The sequence below is a fragment of the Umezawaea sp. NPDC059074 genome, assembly GCF_042738955.1.
Taxonomy (GTDB): domain Bacteria; phylum Actinomycetota; class Actinomycetes; order Mycobacteriales; family Pseudonocardiaceae; genus Umezawaea.
On the sequence record NZ_JBHYHC010000021.1, the window covers coordinates 57,119 to 74,859 of the forward strand.

Consider the following 17,741-nt stretch of genomic DNA (forward strand, 5'->3'; position numbering starts at 1 on the left):
CCGAGAGGACGATCGCCATGCCCGTGTTCACCACCTCCGACGGCGTGGACCTGGCCTACCAGGACCGCGGCGGCGACGGCTTCCCGCTGGTGCTGCTGCCCGGCTGGGGCCAGACGCAGGCCATGTTCCGGCACCAGTTCGCCGACCTGGGCGACGCCCACCGGGTGATCACCCTCGACCACCGCGGCCACGGCCTGTCGGCCAAGCCCGACCACGGCTACCGGATCGCCCGGCTGGCCGCCGACGTCGTCGAGCTGCTCGACCACCTCGGGCTCGACGAGGTCGACGCGCTCGGGTGGTCGATGGGCGTGTCGCTGTGGTGGAGCCTGATCGACAGCCACGGCACCGGCCGGATCCGCCGGTTCGTCGCCGTGGACCAGCCGTCCGCGGTGGCGGCGGTCCCGTGGATGAGCCCGCGGGAGCAGGTCGAGTGCGGGGCGATCTTCGACGTGGACGCGCTGGTCGCGCTGGGTGGCGGCCTGGCGGGGCCGGACGGCGGGAAGGTCCGCGAGGACTTCGTGCGCGGCATGTTCCCCGGAGGCGTGCCGGAGGACGTGTGGGAGTTCGTGGCGGGCGAGCTGGACACGGTCCCGGCGGCGGGCGCGGTGCCGCTGCTGTTCGACCACTGCGCCCAGGACTGGCGGGACGTGCTGCCCGCGATCGACGTGCCGACGCTGGTCGTGGGGTCCGAGGTCAGCCACGTCAGCGTGTCCTCGCAGGCGTACGTGGCCGACCGGATCCCCGGCGCGAGGCTGCACGTCTTCACCGCCGACGTGGCCACCTCGCACTTCCCGTTCCTGCTGAACCCGCCCGCGTTCAACGCGGTGGTGGAGGCGTTCCTGGCCGGGTGACCGGTGGGCGACACGCCGTGACGAAGGCAACGTTTGTATGATCATGCAGCCTCGTGCATAATCTTCATCGTGTCCAAAGTCCTCACTTCCCTCCCCGTCGGCGAACGCGTCGGCATTGCCTTCTCCGGCGGCCTCGACACCTCGGTGGCGGTCGCGTGGATGCGTGAGAAGGGAGCGGTGCCGTGCACGTACACGGCCGACATCGGCCAGTACGACGAGCCCGACATCGCCTCCGTACCGGACCGCGCCCAGCTGTACGGCGCGGAGATCGCCCGGCTGGTCGACTGCCGGGCGGCGCTGGTCGAGGAAGGGCTCGCGGCGCTGGCCTGCGGGGCGTTCCACATCCGGACCGGGAGCCGCACCTACTTCAACACCACCCCGCTCGGCCGGGCCGTGACGGGCACCATGCTGGTGCGCGCCATGCTCGACGACGACGTGCAGATCTGGGGCGACGGCTCCACCTACAAGGGCAACGACATCGAGCGGTTCTACCGCTACGGGCTGCTCGCCAACCCCTCGCTGCGGGTCTACAAGCCGTGGCTGGACGCCGAGTTCGTCGGTGAGCTGGGCGGCCGCACCGAGATGTCGGAGTGGCTGCTGGCCCGCGACCTGCCGTACCGCTCCAGCGTCGAGAAGGCGTACTCGACCGACGCGAACATCTGGGGCGCGACGCACGAGGCCAAGGCGCTGGAGAACCTCGACGCGGGCATCGAGCTGGTCGAGCCGATCATGGGCGTGCGGTTCTGGGACCCCGCCGTGGAGATCGAGACCGAGGACGTCGTCATCGGCTTCGAGCAGGGCCGTCCGGTCACCATCAACGGCAAGGAGTTCTCCTCCGCCGTCGACCTGGTGCTGGAGGCGAACACCATCGGCGGTCGCCACGGCCTGGGCATGTCCGACCAGATCGAGAACCGGATCATCGAGGCCAAGAGCCGGGGCGTGTACGAGGCTCCGGGCATGGCGCTGCTGCACGCCGCGTACGAGCGGCTGGTCAACGCGATCCACAACGAGGACACGCTGGCCGCCTACCACAACGACGGCCGCAAGCTCGGCAGGCTGATGTACGAGGGCCGCTGGCTGGACCCGCAGGCGCTGATGATGCGCGAGGCGTTGCAGCGCTGGGTCGGCATGGCCGTGAGCGGCGAGGTCACGCTGCGCCTGCGGCGCGGCGACGACTACTCGATCCTCGACACGACCGGTCCCGCGTTCAGCTACCACCCCGACAAGCTGTCGATGGAGCGCACCGAGGACTCGGCCTTCGGCCCGGTCGACCGCATCGGCCAGCTCACCATGCGCAACCTGGACATCGCCGACTCCCGCGCCAAGCTGGAGCTGTACGCCGGGTACGGCATGGTCGGCAGCAGGCACCAGGCGCTGATCAGCGCCCCGCAGGTGTCGACGACCGAGCTTATCGGCACGATGCCCGACGGCGGAGCCGAGGTCATCGCGTCGCGCGGCGAGGTCGCCGACGACGAACTGCTCGACCACGCCGCCCTCGAGGCGGGCAACGACTAGCACCGTTCGCCAGGTGAGCCCCCGACCGCTCGTGCGGTCGGGGGCTCACTGCTGCATGGTCAGCCAGTCGACGATCGCGCGGGAGATCGCGCCGTTCGCGCGCTGGTCGTAGCCCTCGAAGCACGGCATCGAGTTGGCTTCCAGGAAGTACCAGTCGCCGGTGGTCCGGTCGACCTTGAAGTCCACGCCGAGCAGCGGCACACCGCAGTGCTCGGTCAAGCGGGCACAGCCGTCGGTGATCTCCGGGGGTGGGACCAGCGGGCGGTAGGCGTTGACGCCGCGGACGGTGCGGTAGTCGACCACGGGGGAGTCGATCCGCTCGGCGAAGCAGCGGTCGCCGACCACGTGGACCCGGACGTCGGGGCCGGGCACGCGTTCCTGGAACAGCACCGGCAGGTGGGCCAAGCGGGGCAGCAGGGGGACGTGGTGGTACTCGAACACCGTCGCCCACGTCTTCACGGCGCTGGAGCCCTTGAAGATCGCGCCGTGGCGGCAGCCCTTGACGAACCGCTCCGCCTCGGCCGGGTCCGAGGTGAGGCACGTGTCGGGGATCCGCCAGCCGCCGACCTCGGCGAGGGCGACGGAGTGCAGGACCTTGGTGAACCCGGACGCCTCTCGCAGCGGAGGGTTCACCACCTTGCGCGGCAACACCTCCAGCACGCGGGCCAGTGCCTCGAACTGCCCGGCGGCGCACGCCGCCAGGTGCGGGGCGGGCGCCGCCGCGGAGACGTCCACGAGTCGGCACCACACGGCCGAGAAGTCGCCGAGCCGGTGGTGGTCGTCGTCCAGCACCAGTTCGGTGTCCTCCGGGTGCTCCAACGGGATCCGCACGCGGCCGCGCAACGCCAACGACGGCAGGTCGACGCAGCGGAACGCGACCCCGGCCCGCCGCAGCGCCCGCACCCCGGCGGTGAAGGTCGGGTCGGCGGCGAGGCCCAGGCAGAGGATCACGGCGTCAGCTCCGCCAGCAGCGCGGTGTGCACCCGGTGTTCCACGTGCGCGAACTGGTGGTGCCGCGGGTAGCACGACACGTCGTGCAGCCGGTGGTCGTGCTCCACGGTGAAGGTCGCGAAGTCCACGCCGTTGCGCCGGATCCAGGCCACCACGGGGGCCGTCCCGTCGAGCCCGCCCCCGTCCAGGGCGATCACGTCGGACCCCGCGACGAGGACCTGCCTCGTGCGGGCCGGGTCCCGGTCGCTGATCCGCACGACGGCGAACCGGTCGCGTGGCGCGTCGGGCTCCAGCACCGTCCAGTCGGGCAACCGGAACACCTCCTCGCCGGGGGCGGAGCCGTCGTTCAGGACCACCGTGCGCGTCGGGGCGACCACGCCGGTGGCGACGAGGTCCAACGGGTCCAAGCGGGGGAAGAACCCCTGCGGGGACGGCCGGTTGACGACCGGCCCGTCCCACAGCGCGATCGCGGACCAGAGGACGGCGTACGTCTCGGCGGCGACGAACGCCCGGTCGGCGTCCGGCTCGTCGCCCCACGGTCCGAGCCCGCGCGACAGGATCGCCGTCACCTCGACGCCGTCGACCGCGATCCGCGTGCGGCTGACCCGGTCCCGGCTCACGCGCACGCTGACCGCGATCCGGTCCAGGTCGCTCGCCACGACCGCCGTCCGTCCGCTCGCACGGGCGAAAGCGGCGAACCGGTCCGCGGTCTCGTCGTCGTCCGGGGCGAGGACGAGGACCGTCATCGCCGCGCGTCCAGGGCTTCGGCGACCTGCCACGCGGTCGCGGCGAGGTCGTCGAGCACCTGGGGCCTGGCCTCCGCCGGGATGAACGGCCGTCGGTCGTCCGCGTCGGGCGTCACCGCGGGTCGCGGAACAGCCCGGCGGCCCACTCCGACCGCTCCTTGCCCTCGCTGGTCTCCGTCATCTCGGACCGCTCGGTCGTCTCGCTGCCCTCGGTGCCCTCCTTGCCCTCGGACCCCTCCGTGCTCTCGGAGTTCTCCGACGTCTCGGACCCCTCGCTGCCCCGTTGGGACGACTCGGGAACGCCGGTCGGGGCCGTCAGGCCGAGGTAGCTCGCCGCGCGGTTCCGGACGTCGGCCGGGAAGTCCGTGAAGGCGGGTCGTTCGGTCATCGTGTTCCTCCTGCGCGGCTCTGCTTCGCTCGTCCCGAGAGGGGACTCTGGGCGCGGGATCCCCTGCGGTCAACGGGAAAACCGGACGTGGGAACAGATGGGAACGCCTGAGAACGGCAGGGAAGTCGTGGGAAGATGACCCGTATGCCGTTACCGCGGACCGGTGAGCGATGACCGACGACCTCCCCGGCGAACCGCGCACCTGGACGGAGTTCCGGGCGGCGCTGAAGAAGCTGATGGCGCGGGCGGAGATGACCGCGGTGGCGGTCGAGCGGCTGTCCGTCGACCCGGAGGCCCGGCGGCTCGGCGTCGACAGCATCGGCGACGCCACCGTGGGCCGGAAGATCGCCGCCAAGGACGAGCCGGTGGACGCCAGGGCCGTGCGCGCCATCGTCGTCACGTGCGGGCTCGCGGCGGCCCGGCGCGGGGTCGCGCTCGCCGACGCGGACGTCCACCGGTGGCTCCGGGCGCGGACCCGCCTGGCCGAGGGCGAGGTCGCGCCACCGGCCGACGAACCGGTGGTCCACGAAGAGCAGCCGTTGGGCCGGTCGTTCGGCAGTCCGTGGGTCGTCGGGGCGCTGGTCGCGCTGCTGATCGTGACGGGCGGGGCCGTCCTCTGGACCGTGACGGGCTCGGACCGGACCCCGCCGGTGATCGCCGAGTCGACCAGCGGTGGTGGCGACGACCTGGTCACGGGACGGCCGCCGTGCGTCAACCCGCCGGACAAGCCCACCGGCACCGGGCTGGCGATGACCGCGCCGACCTCGGGCCTGACGCTGACCGGCGACTCGGCCGAGGCGACGGGCACGGTCACCCTGGCTCCCGGCGAGAGCGCGCCCTGGCTGCTGCTCTACGCGCCGGGGGACTGCAAGTTCTACCTGGTGGGGCCGGTGGCGGTGGCCGACGGCACGTGGGCGGGCACGCTCTACGTCGACCCCACCCAGCGCGGCAGCTACGGCGCGTACGTCGTGGTGGTCGACAACGCCACCGACGAACGGCTCCACCGGATCGCCGAGGCGAGCAGGTCCCCGTTCATCGTGCGGCTCCCGACGGGCGCGCGGGTCGTCCACGTGACGGTCCGCTGCTGCGCCTGACCCGTGACCAGCACGGGCAGTCGCGAAAGGCCCCACAGGGCCAGGACGGCGAGGACCGACAGCACCACTGTGGTGCCCAGGCCGACCACCCGGTCACGCAGGTTTCGCCCCAGCACCAAGGGGATCAGCACGGCGACGACGCCGTAGCCGATCGCGTCGCCGTGGTAGGCCAGGACGACCTGGTACCAGAGGGCGTCCATCCCGAAGACCCCGCCGAGCAGCGCCGGTCCCGCGGTGCGCCGCCACCCCGTGCCGGTGCGCCACCACGCGCCCGCCGTGCCGAAGAGCGGACCGGCGACCAGGGCCAGCGCGAGCCAGAACAGGGGGTAGGTGAGGTCGCCCATGCCGTCGCGGAGCAGTTCGGCGTAGGCGTAGTAGCCGACGACCGCGCCGACCTCGGTCGCCGTGCCCGCGAGGACCGCCACCCGGCCGGGGACCCGTGCCAGCGCGCCCGCCGCGAACGCCGCGGCGGACCAGACGGACCCCGAGTTGGAGATGGCCTGGAGGGCGTCGGGCAGCACGCCCTGGAGCACGTTGGTGACCGCGCCGACGAGGAGCCCGGCGAGCAGCGCGAAACCGGTCGTGGAGAGCGAGGAGCGAGCGGGAGCCGTGAGCACGGGAGGAGCCTGGCGCGGCTCACGGCCCGGGGGGGGGGGGCCGCGGGGGGGGGGGGGGGCAGACGCGCAGCGCGGGGGGTGGCGCCGCGGGCGCCGCCCGCCGGGCGGGGGGGGCGCCGCGGGGCCCCGCCCGGACGACATCCGGGGGGGGGCTGTTGTCGCCGAGCCGAGCGGCCGGTGTTCCGGCCCGGTGACCTTCGCCGCGGTCGCGAGGGGACCCGGCGAGGACCTCAGCCCGGTGCCACGGCCCGGCCGGTCTGCGGGGAGATCATCCCCGCGCACAGGCCCTTGCCCGCCAGCGTCTGCGCGATCCGCGGGATCGCCGCTCGCGTGTTGGCGGGCCACTCGTGCATGAGGATGATCTGGCCGTTGCCCAGCCGGGAGTTGGCCGCGACGATCGCGTCGACGCTCGCGCCGTTCCAGTCCTGCGAGTCGACGTCCCAGATGATCTGCGTCAGGCCGTACTTGGCCGCGGCGGCGCGCACCGTCGCGTTGGTCTCGCCGTACGGCGGGCGGAACAGCCTCGGCGTGCCGCCGCCCCCGTTGGCGATGGCTTGCTGCGTCCGGGAGATCTCGGACTCCACCTGCGCCTGGCTCTGCTGCACCAGGTGCGGGTGGGTGTAGCTGTGGTTGCCGACCCACATGCCCGCCGAGACCTGGGCCCGCACCTGCGACGGGTTGGCCGCCGCGTTGTTGCCCTGGTTGAACATCGTGGCCCGCAGGCCGCTCTGCCGCAGGGCGTTGAGCAGCGCCGGGGTGTTGCCCGAGGACGGGCCGTCGTCGAACGTCAGCCCGACGTAGCCGTTGCACGCGGCCGCGTGCGCCGGGGTCGCCGCGACCGTGCTCCCCAACGCCAGCGCGGCGGCGGCCAGCCCGGTGACCAGCGCGCGTTTCGGTGGTGTTCGCATCCGGTGGCTCCTCGCGGTGGTGTGCCCGGTCATCCGACGTAGATGTTGGAGTTGCCGCTGCTCTGGTAGCCCTCGGTCGCGAGGATCATGTAGTAGTTGAACGAGCCCAGCCGCATGCCCGCGCGGGACCACGCGTCGAAGTGGTTGCCGGTGGTGATGCTGCCGCCGGTCTTCTTCTGCTGCCGGACGCTCCAGTACTGGTTGAACGTCTTGGTGCCCTCGACGGACGGGGCGTTGTACCGCGTGGTCTGGTAGATGTCGTACGTGCCGCCGTCGGTGGTGACCGAGCCCTTGTAGGTGCCGGTCGGCCGGTAGGTGCCCCAGTTGTCGACGATGTAGTACTCGACGAGCGGGTTCGACGTCCAGCCGTAGAGCGTCAGGTAGGCGTTGCCGGAGGGGTTGAAGCTGCCGGAGTAGTTGACCGTCCGGCGCGAGCCGTTGGCCCAGCCCTTGCCGCCGACGAAGTTGCCGGTGTTGCGCCACGAGGTGCTGTAGTTGCCGCCGGAGCCCAGGGTGATGCACGCGGAGCCGCCGCCGTCGGTCCACCACGAGTAGTAGTAGCCGTTGTTGGTGCCGGTCGAGCTCGAGCACGTGGCCGCGGCGGCCGTGCCCGGCAGGAGAGCCATGACCAGTGCGGCGCAGACACCGCCCGCGAACAGCCTGAGGCGGCCGCGCCCGCCTGTGGTTTTCAGCATTGTTCCTCCTCGTTGAGGTCGGCACGGCGGCCGGGCAGGGCCGTCCGGTGTGCCGGGAGCGCCGCCGTGCGTGACCGACAGTGTTGGTGCGACTCCGAGGAGTTGTCAATGTGTTTCGAGGAAGTTTCGGAAACTTATCTTGTGAGTGTGCTCGGGCGAAAGTGTTGGTCCCGAACGCTTGTTGAAGGGCGACGGAGAACGTTTTCGGCCGGTCGGCTGAATCGATTGATCGCCCGGTTGGCTCGGTGATGGCGAAAGTTTCGATGCGCGGCTTGCGGCAAGTGTCTGCAAATTATCGATGTTTTTGAGCAACTACTAGTCAATTCGGCGAAACTCGCGCACAACTTCTTGTGGGTAGCCGTACCGCATCTTAGAGTCGCCTCACCCTGTCGCCGGAAGAAATGAGTTCCCCGATGTCACGGAGCACCACAGGAGCTGCTGCGAGACGTTCCCGACGCCGATCCCGGTGGGTCGGCGCGGCGACAGCGGTCAGCGCGGGCATCGCCCTCGCGGTCGTGCCCGGCGCGGCGACCGCGGCCGCGGGCCCGGTCGTCACGCGCGCCGCCCTCGCGCCCGCGCTGGTCGCCGGGCGGGGAGCGAAGGTCGACTTCGTCGAGCAGGAGGCGGAGAACGCCGCGACGAACGGCACGGTCATCGGCCCGGACCGGAACGCGTACACGCTGCCCGCCGAGGCGTCCGGCCGCAAGGCGGTCAAGCTGACGCCGGGGCAGCACGTCGAGTTCACCCTGCCCGCCGCGGCCAACGCGGTGACGGTCCGCTACAGCATCCCGGACGCGCCGACCGGCGGCGGCATCACCGCCCCGCTCGACGTGGCCGTCAACGGCAGGTACGCCAAGACCGCGACGCTGACGTCGCAGTACTCGTGGCTGTACAACCAGTACCCGTTCTCCAACGACCCCAACGCGGGCCTGCTGCACCCGGACTGGTGGATCACCGAGTGCTCGTGCGTGCCCGCGGCGACCACGCCCGCGCCGGTCATCACGACCCCGTTCCGCCCCAACCACTTCTACGACGAGCAGCGGATCCGGCTCGACCGCGCCTACCCGGCGGGCGCGAAGGTGCGGCTCACCGCCCCCGCGGGCTCCACCGCCGCGTGGACCGTCATCGACCTGCTCGACTCGCAGCTCGTCGGGCTGCCGCACGTCGAGTTCACCGCCGTGAACGTGCTGCTGTTCGGCGCGGACCCGACGGGCAGGCGTGACTCCGCCGACGCGTTCGACAAGGCCATCGCCCTCGCGAAGCGCTTGCACCGCAAGGTTTACCTGCCGCCGGGCGAGTTCCAGGTCAACCGGCACATCATCGTCGACGACGTGACGATCGAGGGCGCGGGCAACTGGTACACGACCGTCAAGGGCCACGAGGTCGCGCTGAGCGCGCCCGCCCCGGACGGCTCGGTGCACACTGGTGTCGGCTTCTACGGCAAGGACGCCGCCGCGGGCGGCAGTCGCAACGTCCACCTGTCCGGGTTCGCGGTCGAGGGCGACGTCCGCGAGCGGATCGACACCGACCAGGTCAACGCCGTCGGCGGCGCGATGAGCGACTCGACGATCCGCGGCCTCTACCTGCACCACACCAAGGTCGGCCTGTGGTTCGACGGTCCGATGAACAACGTCCGGGTCACCGACAACGTGATCGTGGACCAGATCGCCGACGGCCTCAACTTCCACACCGGCGTGACGAACTCGGTGGCGTCCAACAACTTCGTCCGCAACACCGGCGACGACGGCCTGGCGATGTGGGCGGAGAAGACGCAGAACGCGGGCAACACCTTCGACCGCAACACCGTGCAGTCGCCGGTGCTGGCCAACGGCATCGCCATCTACGGCGGCCAGGACACGACCGTCTCCAACAACCTCGTCGCCGACCCGGTCCGTGAAGGCAGTGCTCTGCACGTCGGCTCGCGCTTCGGCGCGCAACCGTTCACCGGCAAGGTGTGGATCACCGACAACACCACCGTCCGCGCGGGCACGTTCGAGCTGAACTGGAAGATCGGCCTCGGCGCGCTGTGGCTGTACGCGCTGGACCAGGACATCACCGCCGACGTCCAGGTCGTCGGCGACAGCTTCCTCGACAACACCTACAACGCGGTCATGCTGGTCAGCGACTTTCCGGTGAAGGACAAGTACTCGATCACCGACGTCCACTTCAAGGACCTGAAGGTCGACGGTGCGGGCACGTCCGTGCTGAGCGCCCGTTCCGCGGGCAAGGCGACGTTCCAGAACGTCGACGCCCGCAACGTCGGCGCGGTCGGCGTGAACAACTGCGGCTCGTTCAACTTCACCCCGGCGGGCTCGGAGTTCTCCCTGACCGACCTGGGCGGCAACGACGGCGGCTGGCTCGCCCCGTGGCTGCTGCCGAACACCATCACCTGCGACGACCGCCCCACGGTCGTCCCGCCACCCGCGCCTTCGGCGTGGTGAGCTAGCGCGAGGGTGGGCGGTCCCCGGACCGCCCACCCTCTCCGTTCGGGTGCGTCGAACAACCGGACCCGGTCGGCTTCCGCCAGATCGTGCTGCCCCGTGATGACATGACGTGCCATCGCGGCGTACGGTGATGACACGACGTGTCGTCACCAAGGCGGCACCGGGGTGGCTGGAGACTCGATGACCGGTGAGGTCTGGATCCTGGGTGGCACGGGGCGCAGTGCGAGGGCCATCGCGGCGGCGTTGGTCGAGGTCGGGGTGACGCCGGTGCTGGTGGGGCGGGACGCCGGGCGGCTGGCCGAGGCCGCGAAGGGTGGGCGGACGGTGGTGGCGGGGTCGGCCGCCGCGATGGCCGAGGAGATCCGGCGGCAGCGGCCCGCGGTGGTGGTGAACACGGTCGGGCCGTTCACCGAGACCGCCGCGGTCGTCGTGCGGGCCTGCCTGCCGGGGAGCCACTACGTGGACCTGGCCAACGACCTGGCCGCCGTGTCCGCGGTGCTGGGGTTCGACGCGGAGGCGACCGCCGCCGGGCGCACGCTGGTGACGGGCGCCGGGTTCGGGGTCACGGCCACCGAGAGCGTGGTCGTCAAGCTGTGCGAGGGGCAGGCCGCGCCGGTGAAGGTGCGGGTGGACATGGTGCCGTCGTTGGAGACCGAGGCGGGACCGGTCGGGGAGGCGCTCGCCGCGACCATCCTCGACGGCCTGCCCGGAGTTCCCGGCGGCGGACGCTTCGACGGGAGGCGGTACCGGGGCGGGCGGTTGGTCCGCGCGGCGGTCGGGGCCGAGGCGGCGCGGCTCGTCCTGCCGGACGGGACGACGGTCACCACGGCGAGCGTGCCGCTCGGGGAACTCGTGGCGGCGCAGCGGGCCAGTGGCGCTCCGGACGTGGTGTCCGCGTCGAGCGAGGCTCCGTCGTCGCCGGTCGTGCGGGCGGTGCTGCCGGTCGCGATGGCGCTGCTGGGGAACGCGCGGGTGCGGGCGTTCGCGAAGCGGCGGCTCGCCGCCGTGACCCTGAAGGCCCGCGAACGGCCCCGTGAGCACTCCTGGGGACATGCCCGGCTGGAGTGGGCGGACGGGACCGTTCGCGAGGGGTGGCTGCGGGTCGGGGAGGCGCAGGCGTACACCGGCGCGGTGCCCGCCGAGGTCGTCCGGCGGCTGCTGGCGGGGGAGGGCAAGCCCGGCGCGCACACGCCCGCCGCGCTGTTCGGGTCCTCGCTGGCCGAGGCGTGCGGCGGCGAGTACCTGGTCTAGCGGACGGCGGCCGCCAGGACGTCCCGGAGCGGCGTCGGACGACGGCCGAGCAGGTCGCCGAGCGCGGGGCCGACCTCGGCGAACTCGGCCCGGTGGCTCGCGGCGAACAGGCCGACGAGCAGGTCGGCCGCGTGCTCGGGGACGCCGTGGCCGAGCAGGGTGGCGCGGTAGTCCTCGGCGGGCACGACGACCCGGCGGATCGGCCTGCCGGTCACCTCCGAGGCGAGGGCCGCCACGCCCTCCATGTCGATCGCCTCCGCGCCGGTGAGGGCGGGTGTCACGCCGTCGAGGACGTCGTCCGCCAGGGCGATGGCCGCCGCCTCGGCCAGGTCGGCGTGCGCCGTCCAGGAGACCGGGCCGTCCTGCGGCACGGCCAGTTCGCCGGTCGTGAGGGCCGCGCCGAGCAACTGGACCGCCGACGACGCGTAGAAGCCGTTGCGGAGGACGGTGAACGGCACGCCCGCGTCCCGCAGCACGGCCTCGGTGGCGGCGTGGTCGGGCATGGGCGGGAACAGCGAGTCGGGGGCCGCGCCTTGGTGGCTGGTGTAGACGACGCGCTGCGCACCGGCCTTCGCCGCCGCGTGGATCGCGGTCTCGTGCAGGCGCACGGCGGCCTCGCCGGTGGAGTCGACCGACACGACGAGGACGCGTGACGCCCCCTCGAAGGCGTGGTCGAGGCTCGTGGGGTCGGCGAAATCGCCTTGGCGGACCCGGACACCGCGGTCCGCCAACCCCTGCGCCTTCGCCGGGTTCCGGACGCACACGCCGATCCGGTCGGGCGCGACCCGGTCGAGCAGCCGCTCGACGACCGCGCTGCCGAGTGCTCCGGTGGCTCCGCTGACGATGATCATGGGTTCGTGGTGTTCCTTCGTTCGGTGGCGGGACTGCCGACCACGATGCCCGCGCCGCCGGTGACCTGGAAGGATCGGCGAGGACCCGACTGTTACCCTCAGGGACATACCGAATCGGGGTGGTCGTGTGGAGTCCCGCCCGCTGCGCTGTTTCGTCGCGGTCGCCGAGGAGCTGAACTTCACCCGTGCCGCCGAGAAGCTGGGCATCTCCGCGCCACCGCTGTCCCGCACGATCCGCAAGCTGGAAGCGGAACTGGGCGTCACGCTGTTCGAGCGGACCACCCACAGCGTCGCGCTCACCGAAGCGGGCACCGTCCTGCTGGAACAGGCGCGGATCGCGTTGGACGCGCTGACGGCGGCCGCGCACCGGACGCGGCGGACCGCCGAGCCGAAGCTCGTCCTGGCCGTGAAGGCCGACAGCGACGCCGGGGTGCTGGACGCCGTCGTGGCGCGCTGCACCGCCTACCCGGTCACGGTCCGGCTGTGCGGCTGGGGCGAGCAGCCCGGCCTCCTGCGCCGAGGCGAGGCCGACGCGGCGCTGATCCACGCGCCGTTCGACCACGCGGGCCTGGACTTCGAGACCGTGGCCGAGGAGCCGAGGGTCGCCGCCGTGGCCGCCACGCACCCGTTGGCCGCTCGCGACAGCGTCACCCTCGCCGAGCTGGGCCTGTCCTTCTCCAGCCCGGAGGACGTCGGCCGGTTCCTGGACGGGATCGTCGAGGAGCACGCCGTGCGCGACCTGCCCCAACTCCTCAAGCTGGTCGAGTTCGGCACGATCACCACCCTGCTGCCCGAGTCCGTCGTCGCCCGCTACCCCCGGCCCGGCGTCGCCTACCTCCGGGTCCCGGACGCCCCGCCCGCGGTGCTCGTCATCGCCTGGCCGCAGTCGTCCCGCTCACGGGCGGTGGCCGCGCTCGTCCGCGCCGCCACCGGTTGACCGTCAGCGGCGGCCGTCCCACAGGACGCGCTCGTCGGCCCGGTCGTCGAGGGTGGTCGCGGAGTCGGTGTCGAAGCGCATCGCGACCCGCTTGTCCGGGTGGTAGGCGGCCCAGCCGGGATCACCCGTCGTGGCGAAGTCGACCCACGCCCGGTGCACGGCGTCGGCCAGCTCCTGCGGCGCGTGGTCGTCGGTGATGGTCGTGAACGCCGGGTCGTCGAGGTTGTCGAACACGAACGGGAGCTCGATGGCGTGGCACGCCCCGAGCGCGTGGTCGTACGCCGTGGAGCGCCAGGCGAACTCGTAGACGTACGTGGTCGCGGCGTGCGCCTCGGCCAGGCGCAGCGCGGGGATCCGGTAGTACCAGTCGGTGATCACGGCGGCCAGCACGTCGCCGGGCGAGGCCTTCGGATCGGCGGCCCGGTAGCGGCGGACCGCGCCCGGCCGCAGCCCGTAGCGCAGGGCCGCGAGGTGCAGGACGAGCGAGGTGATCTTCGAGACGGCCCCGGTGGGCACGAGGAACAGCCGGGCCTCCTCGCTGTTCGTCCCGATCAGCACGTCGACCCGCTCGGCCGTGCCGGAGGTGACGGCGTCGATGGGGGAGGTCGGCAGCACGTCGCCGTCGACCACCGGCTCGAACGGCATCAGGTTGCGGGCCGCCTCGCCCCACCGCTTCGGGTTCGGCTTTGCCCCGATCTCCTGCGCCACCTGGTTCTGCGCCGCCAGCAGCCGCTCGACGGGCACCTCGGCGATGGCCTCGCGGGTCGGCGCGACGCCGAGGATCGCCGCGAGCCGCGTGCCGATCAGCCGGGCCGACGCCGGGGACAGGAAGCTGTGGGCCGCGCCGGACTGCGCGATGGCGCGGTGGAACAGGCCGCGCGCGGCGGGCATCGCCAGCAGGGAGCACACGCTCATCGCGCCCGCCGACTCGCCGAACACGGTGACGTTCGCCGGGTCGCCGCCGAACCCGGCGATGTTGTCCCGCACCCACTCCAGCGCCGCGACCTGGTCCAGCAGCCCGAGGTTGGCCACGCCGTCGCCGAACCAGAGGAACCCGTCCGCGCCGAGCCGGTAGTTGAGGGTCACCAGGACGACCCCGTCACGGGCGAAGCGCGTGCCGTCGTAGCCGGGGATCGAGCCGGAGCCGCTGATGAACGCGCCGCCGTGGATGAAGACCATCACGGGTCGGCCGCCGGTGGTGTTCGGGGTCCAGACGTTCAGGTTGAGGTGGTCGTCGCCGGGGATGATCGCGCGGGGGATCAGGTCGGCCAACGGGCCCTCGCCCGCGGTCTGCGGCGCGGTCGGGCCGTAGCGGGTGGCGTCGCGCGGGCTCGTCCACGGTTCCGGCGGCCGCGGCGGTTGGAACCGGTTCGCGCCGACGGGCGGCGCGGCGTACGGGATCCCCTTGAACACCAGGATCCCCGAGTCGGTGGAACCGCCGAGGACGTCGCCGTGGCGGGTGGTCGCGGTGGGCTGGACGAACAACGGACCTCCAGGGGAGTCGTGGTCAGGAGCCGAGGCCGCCGACGAGGAGGTCGACGATCCGGCGGGCCAGGTCGTGGATCTCCTCGGCGGTCTGGCCATCCACCTTGCGGTACCAGGCGTCGACGGCGTTGAGGTTGCTGAGCAGGGTCCGGCTCGCCAGACCCGTGTCCACCCGGCGCAGGGACCCGTCCGCCACGCCCTCGGCGACGACGCGGTGGAACATCCGCTCGTAGTCGCGGCGGAGGTCGTTGAGGGCCAGGAGCGCCTCGCGCTGGCGCGGCTTGAGCGTGGTCGACACCTCGCCGCGCACGCCCTGGTGGACGGTGTGGTGGAAGGCGAGGTCCTGCATCAGGTTGACCACGTGCGCGACGGACATGGCCACCAGCCGGTCGCGGCCGGTCGCGTCGCCGCGGGAGTGGGGCTCGACCCGGTCGCGGACGCGCCGCATGGCCTCCTCGTACACCGCGAGGAAGATGTCGAACTTCGACCGGAAGTGGTAGTACACCAGGCCCTTGGTCGCCCCGAGGTCGTCGGCGATGTCGTCGATCGTGGTGTTGGCGAACCCGGCCGCCATGAACGCCTCCGCGGCCGCGGCGAGCACCCGGCTCCGGGCGTCGGGCGGCACCTCTGGACTCGCGCTCACCGGCATCTCCTCCTCGCCCTGACCAGGCCATCGTCGCACACGAGGAGTGTGACGGTTGACACAGCGGGTCACCTGACCATACCGTAATACTCGGTAGTATCCCAGGTCAGACGGCTTTTGGGGTCTCGCGCCGCCGATCCTGGGCACCGCAGTGGAGCGCCGACTCCGGAGGCCGTCGATGACGACGAACGTGAAAGACCTGCTGCACGAGCACGCGACCAGGAAGGCGATGCTGCGGCTGCTGCCGATCCTGGGCATCGCTTACTTCATGTCCTACGTGGACCGCACGAACATCGCGCTGGCGAAGACCGCGCTGCAGGCCGACATCGGCCTCGGGGCCGCCGCGTACGGGCTGGGCGCGGGCCTGTTCTTCCTCACCTACGCCCTGCTGGAGGTTCCGAGCAACCTCGTCCTGCACCGCGTCGGCGCCCGGCTCTGGATCGCGCGCATCGCGGTGACGTGGGGCGCGGTGTCCGCGGCGATGATGTTCGTCCAGGACGAGCTGTCGTTCTACGCGCTCCGGATGTTGTTGGGCGCCACGGAAGCGGGCCTGTTCCCGGCGCTGATGTACACGGTCACCCTGTGGTTCTCGCAGAAGCACCGGGTCACGGTGGTGGGGCTGATCTACACCGCGCCGTGCATCGCGATCGTCATCGGCTCGCCGATGGGCGGCGCGCTCATGGAGTTGCAGGGCGTGGGCGGACTGCGCGGCTGGCAGTGGATGTTCCTCGTCGAGGGGCTCGTGACGATCCTCGTCGGCGTGCTGGTCTGGTTCGTCCTGCCGGGGAAGCCCGCCGACGCCGAGTGGCTCACGCGGGAGGAGGCGGCGGAACTGGAGGAGCGGGCGGTGGCGAACGACCCGCCGTCGCCGACGCGGCTGCGTGGCCACTTCCGCCTGGCGTTCGGCCACCCGACGGTGCTGCTGCTCGCCGGGATCTACTTCGTGAACCAGGCGATCAGCTCCGGGGTGGGCTTCAACTTCCCGGCGCTGCTCGGGTCGTTGGGGCTCAAGAGCCCGTTCCTCATCGGACTCGTGGCGGGCGGCGGCGGCATCACGGCGCTGGCGGGCGTCCTGTTCTTCCCGTGGCTCAAGCGCCGCACCGGGCGCGAGGTCCCGCTGATCGGCCTGTGCGCGGTGGCGGGGCTGGTCATCCTGATCGGCTTCCTGCTGTCCGCGAACCCCCTGTGGCGCATCAGCCTGATCTTCGTCGCGAACTTCTTCGCCCTCGGCACCCTGCCGCTGTTCTGGTCGGTCGCCATGTCCCGGATGTCCGGCCTGATCGCGGTGGTGGGCCTCGCGTTCATCAACATGATCGGGATCACCGGCGGGTTCGTCGGCCCGTACGTCTACGGCCTGGTCGAACAGGCCACCGGCAGCCTCATCGCGCCGTACTACGTGGTCGCGGGCGCGTCCTGCGTCGGCGTCGCGCTGGTGCCGCTGCTCGCCCTGTCCATCCGCCGTGACGAGCGGACCGCCGCTCCGACGCCCGTGGAGGAGCCGGCATGACCAGGTGGCTGGGAGTGGTGCTGGCGGTGGTGGTCGCCGCCGTGATCCCTGGTCCGACGGCCGCCGCGAGCGCGCCCGTCCGGTACGTGGCGCTGGGCGACTCGTCGGCCGCGGGGCCGTGGATCCCCGACGAGATCGACTCGACGTGCCTGCGCTCGAACCGGAACTGGCCGCACGTGCTGGCCGGGCGGCTGCGCGCCGCGCTCACCGACGTGACCTGCTCGGGCGCGAGGACGACCGACCTCGCCGGTCGGCAGGCGGGGGTGGTGCCGCCGCAGTTCGACGCGCTCCGCCGGGACACCGACCTCGTCACGCTCGCCATCGGGGCCAACGACGTCGAACTGGGCGGCGCCTTCGTCACGTGCGCGAACCGGCCACCGGGGTCGGCGACCTGCCGGGAGCGCTACACCGTCGGCGGCGTGGAGCAGTTCGGGGCGCGCACGGCGGCGACCGCGCCGAAGGTGGCCGCCGCGCTGGAGGAGATCCACCGCAGGTCGCCGCGCGCCGAGGTCGTGGTGGCCGGGTACCTGACGTACTGGCGGCCCGGCGGCTGCTCCCCGGCCGACCCGTACCTGCCGGAGGACGCCGACTACCTCCAGGGCGCGCTCGACGGCGTGGCGAGGATGCTGCGGCAGCAGGCGAACGCGCACCGGGCGACCTTTGTGGACATCCGCACTCCCAGTGCGGGCCACGGGTTGTGCGAACCGCCCGCGCGGCGGTGGCTCGAAGGCGCGACACCCGCGTCCCCGGCCTACCCGTACCACCCGAACGCGGCGGGCATGGCGGCCGCCGCGGCGATCATCGCCAGTGAGGTGGACTGACCGGGGGAAGGAGGAACGCCGGTCCACGCAGGGTGGA

At 72.3% G+C, this 17,741-nt stretch carries 16 protein-coding genes; 7 read left to right on the top strand and 9 right to left on the bottom strand.

Annotation, left to right across the window (positions count from 1 at the left end; genetic code table 11):
- Positions 1-17 precede the first annotated feature (17 nt).
- Positions 18-851: an alpha/beta fold hydrolase gene (locus tag ACFWW9_RS12650; RefSeq protein ID WP_390375380.1), complete on the top strand. Its 834-nt coding sequence runs from the start codon at positions 18-20 to the stop codon at positions 849-851.
- 69 nt (positions 852-920) lie between these two features.
- A complete protein-coding gene (gene argG / locus ACFWW9_RS12655) occupies positions 921-2,366 on the top strand; it encodes an argininosuccinate synthase (protein WP_390375383.1) in 1,446 nt (481 codons plus the stop codon).
- Positions 2,367-2,411: 45 nt separating this feature from the next.
- Here the strand turns inward: argG and ACFWW9_RS12660 are convergent, their stop codons facing one another.
- The 6 genes from ACFWW9_RS12660 to ACFWW9_RS12685 form a co-directional block, all read right to left on the bottom strand.
- Positions 2,412-3,317, bottom strand: coding sequence for a RimK family alpha-L-glutamate ligase (locus ACFWW9_RS12660; protein WP_390375386.1), 906 nt, complete (start codon positions 3,315-3,317; stop codon positions 2,412-2,414).
- Positions 3,314-4,063: a hypothetical protein gene (locus tag ACFWW9_RS12665; protein WP_390375389.1), complete on the bottom strand. Its 750-nt coding sequence runs from the start codon at positions 4,061-4,063 to the stop codon at positions 3,314-3,316. Before ACFWW9_RS12665 ends, ACFWW9_RS12660 begins: the two co-directional genes overlap by 4 nt.
- Positions 4,064-4,175: 112 nt before the next feature.
- Entirely contained in the window at positions 4,176-4,451 is a 276-nt protein-coding gene (locus ACFWW9_RS12670) for a hypothetical protein (RefSeq protein WP_390375392.1), read from the bottom strand.
- Between the two features lie 952 nt (positions 4,452-5,403).
- The gene (locus tag ACFWW9_RS12675) at positions 5,404-6,162 is read right to left on the bottom strand and encodes a DUF6518 family protein (protein WP_390375395.1); all 759 of its coding nucleotides are present in this window, start codon (positions 6,160-6,162) and stop codon (positions 5,404-5,406) included.
- 230 nt (positions 6,163-6,392) lie between these two features.
- The gene (locus tag ACFWW9_RS12680; protein ID WP_390375398.1) at positions 6,393-7,070 is read right to left on the bottom strand and encodes a polysaccharide deacetylase family protein; all 678 of its coding nucleotides are present in this window, start codon (positions 7,068-7,070) and stop codon (positions 6,393-6,395) included.
- A 29-nt stretch (positions 7,071-7,099) separates the two neighbouring features.
- Positions 7,100-7,765 (bottom strand): glycoside hydrolase family 11 protein, encoded by a 666-nt coding sequence (locus ACFWW9_RS12685; protein ID WP_390375401.1) that lies wholly within the window; start codon positions 7,763-7,765, stop codon positions 7,100-7,102.
- Between the two features lie 413 nt (positions 7,766-8,178).
- Here ACFWW9_RS12685 and ACFWW9_RS12690 point away from each other — a divergent pair, with 413 nt between their 5' ends.
- Positions 8,179-10,206 carry a glycosyl hydrolase family 28-related protein gene (locus ACFWW9_RS12690; protein WP_390375404.1) on the top strand — a complete coding sequence of 676 codons (2,028 nt, stop codon included), beginning with the start codon at positions 8,179-8,181 and terminating at the stop codon, positions 10,204-10,206.
- Positions 10,207-10,389: 183 nt separating this feature from the next.
- The gene (locus ACFWW9_RS12695) at positions 10,390-11,460 is read left to right on the top strand and encodes a hypothetical protein (RefSeq protein ID WP_390375406.1); all 1,071 of its coding nucleotides are present in this window, start codon (positions 10,390-10,392) and stop codon (positions 11,458-11,460) included.
- Here ACFWW9_RS12695 and ACFWW9_RS12700 read toward each other — a convergent pair.
- Entirely contained in the window at positions 11,457-12,311 is an 855-nt protein-coding gene (locus tag ACFWW9_RS12700) for an NAD(P)H-binding protein (protein ID WP_390375409.1), read from the bottom strand. The two genes, ACFWW9_RS12695 and ACFWW9_RS12700, sit on opposite strands and share 4 nt — an antisense overlap.
- Before the next feature lie 127 nt (positions 12,312-12,438).
- Between ACFWW9_RS12700 and ACFWW9_RS12705 the strand changes: the two genes are divergently transcribed.
- Complete coding sequence (locus ACFWW9_RS12705) at positions 12,439-13,248, top strand: LysR family transcriptional regulator (protein WP_390375412.1); 810 nt, start codon at positions 12,439-12,441, stop codon at positions 13,246-13,248.
- Positions 13,249-13,251: 3 nt separating this feature from the next.
- On the opposite strand, the gene ACFWW9_RS12710 is transcribed toward ACFWW9_RS12705, so the two are convergent.
- Together ACFWW9_RS12710 and ACFWW9_RS12715 are read right to left on the bottom strand one after the other, a co-directional pair.
- Positions 13,252-14,733 carry a carboxylesterase/lipase family protein gene (locus ACFWW9_RS12710; RefSeq protein WP_390375415.1) on the bottom strand — a complete coding sequence of 494 codons (1,482 nt, stop codon included), beginning with the start codon at positions 14,731-14,733 and terminating at the stop codon, positions 13,252-13,254.
- Between the two features lie 22 nt (positions 14,734-14,755).
- Positions 14,756-15,376, bottom strand: a complete 621-nt coding sequence (locus ACFWW9_RS12715; protein WP_390375418.1) for a TetR family transcriptional regulator — start codon at positions 15,374-15,376, stop codon at positions 14,756-14,758.
- A gap of 178 nt (positions 15,377-15,554) precedes the next feature.
- On the opposite strand from ACFWW9_RS12715, the gene ACFWW9_RS12720 reads away from it, so the two are divergent.
- The gene (locus tag ACFWW9_RS12720; RefSeq protein ID WP_390375420.1) at positions 15,555-16,883 is read left to right on the top strand and encodes an MFS transporter; all 1,329 of its coding nucleotides are present in this window, start codon (positions 15,555-15,557) and stop codon (positions 16,881-16,883) included.
- On the top strand, positions 16,880-17,704 hold the full coding sequence (locus ACFWW9_RS12725) for an SGNH/GDSL hydrolase family protein (RefSeq protein WP_390375422.1): 825 nt from the start codon (positions 16,880-16,882) through the stop codon (positions 17,702-17,704). Before ACFWW9_RS12720 ends, ACFWW9_RS12725 begins: the two co-directional genes overlap by 4 nt.
- Positions 17,705-17,741 lie beyond the last annotated feature (37 nt).

Coding starts and splice junctions, on each gene's coding strand:
- ACFWW9_RS12650 (WP_390375380.1), top strand. CDS start 18: ATGCCCGTGTTCACCACCTCCGACGGCGTGGACCTGGCCTACCAGGAC.
- ACFWW9_RS12665 (WP_390375389.1), bottom strand. CDS start 4,063: ATGACGGTCCTCGTCCTCGCCCCGGACGACGACGAGACCGCGGACCGG.
- ACFWW9_RS12670 (WP_390375392.1), bottom strand. CDS start 4,451: ATGACCGAACGACCCGCCTTCACGGACTTCCCGGCCGACGTCCGGAAC.
- ACFWW9_RS12680 (WP_390375398.1), bottom strand. CDS start 7,070: ATGCGAACACCACCGAAACGCGCGCTGGTCACCGGGCTGGCCGCCGCC.
- ACFWW9_RS12685 (WP_390375401.1), bottom strand. CDS start 7,765: ATGCTGAAAACCACAGGCGGGCGCGGCCGCCTCAGGCTGTTCGCGGGC.
- ACFWW9_RS12690 (WP_390375404.1), top strand. CDS start 8,179: ATGTCACGGAGCACCACAGGAGCTGCTGCGAGACGTTCCCGACGCCGA.
- ACFWW9_RS12695 (WP_390375406.1), top strand. CDS start 10,390: ATGACCGGTGAGGTCTGGATCCTGGGTGGCACGGGGCGCAGTGCGAGG.
- ACFWW9_RS12700 (WP_390375409.1), bottom strand. CDS start 12,311: ATGATCATCGTCAGCGGAGCCACCGGAGCACTCGGCAGCGCGGTCGTC.
- ACFWW9_RS12720 (WP_390375420.1), top strand. CDS start 15,555: ATGACGACGAACGTGAAAGACCTGCTGCACGAGCACGCGACCAGGAAG.
- ACFWW9_RS12725 (WP_390375422.1), top strand. CDS start 16,880: ATGACCAGGTGGCTGGGAGTGGTGCTGGCGGTGGTGGTCGCCGCCGTG.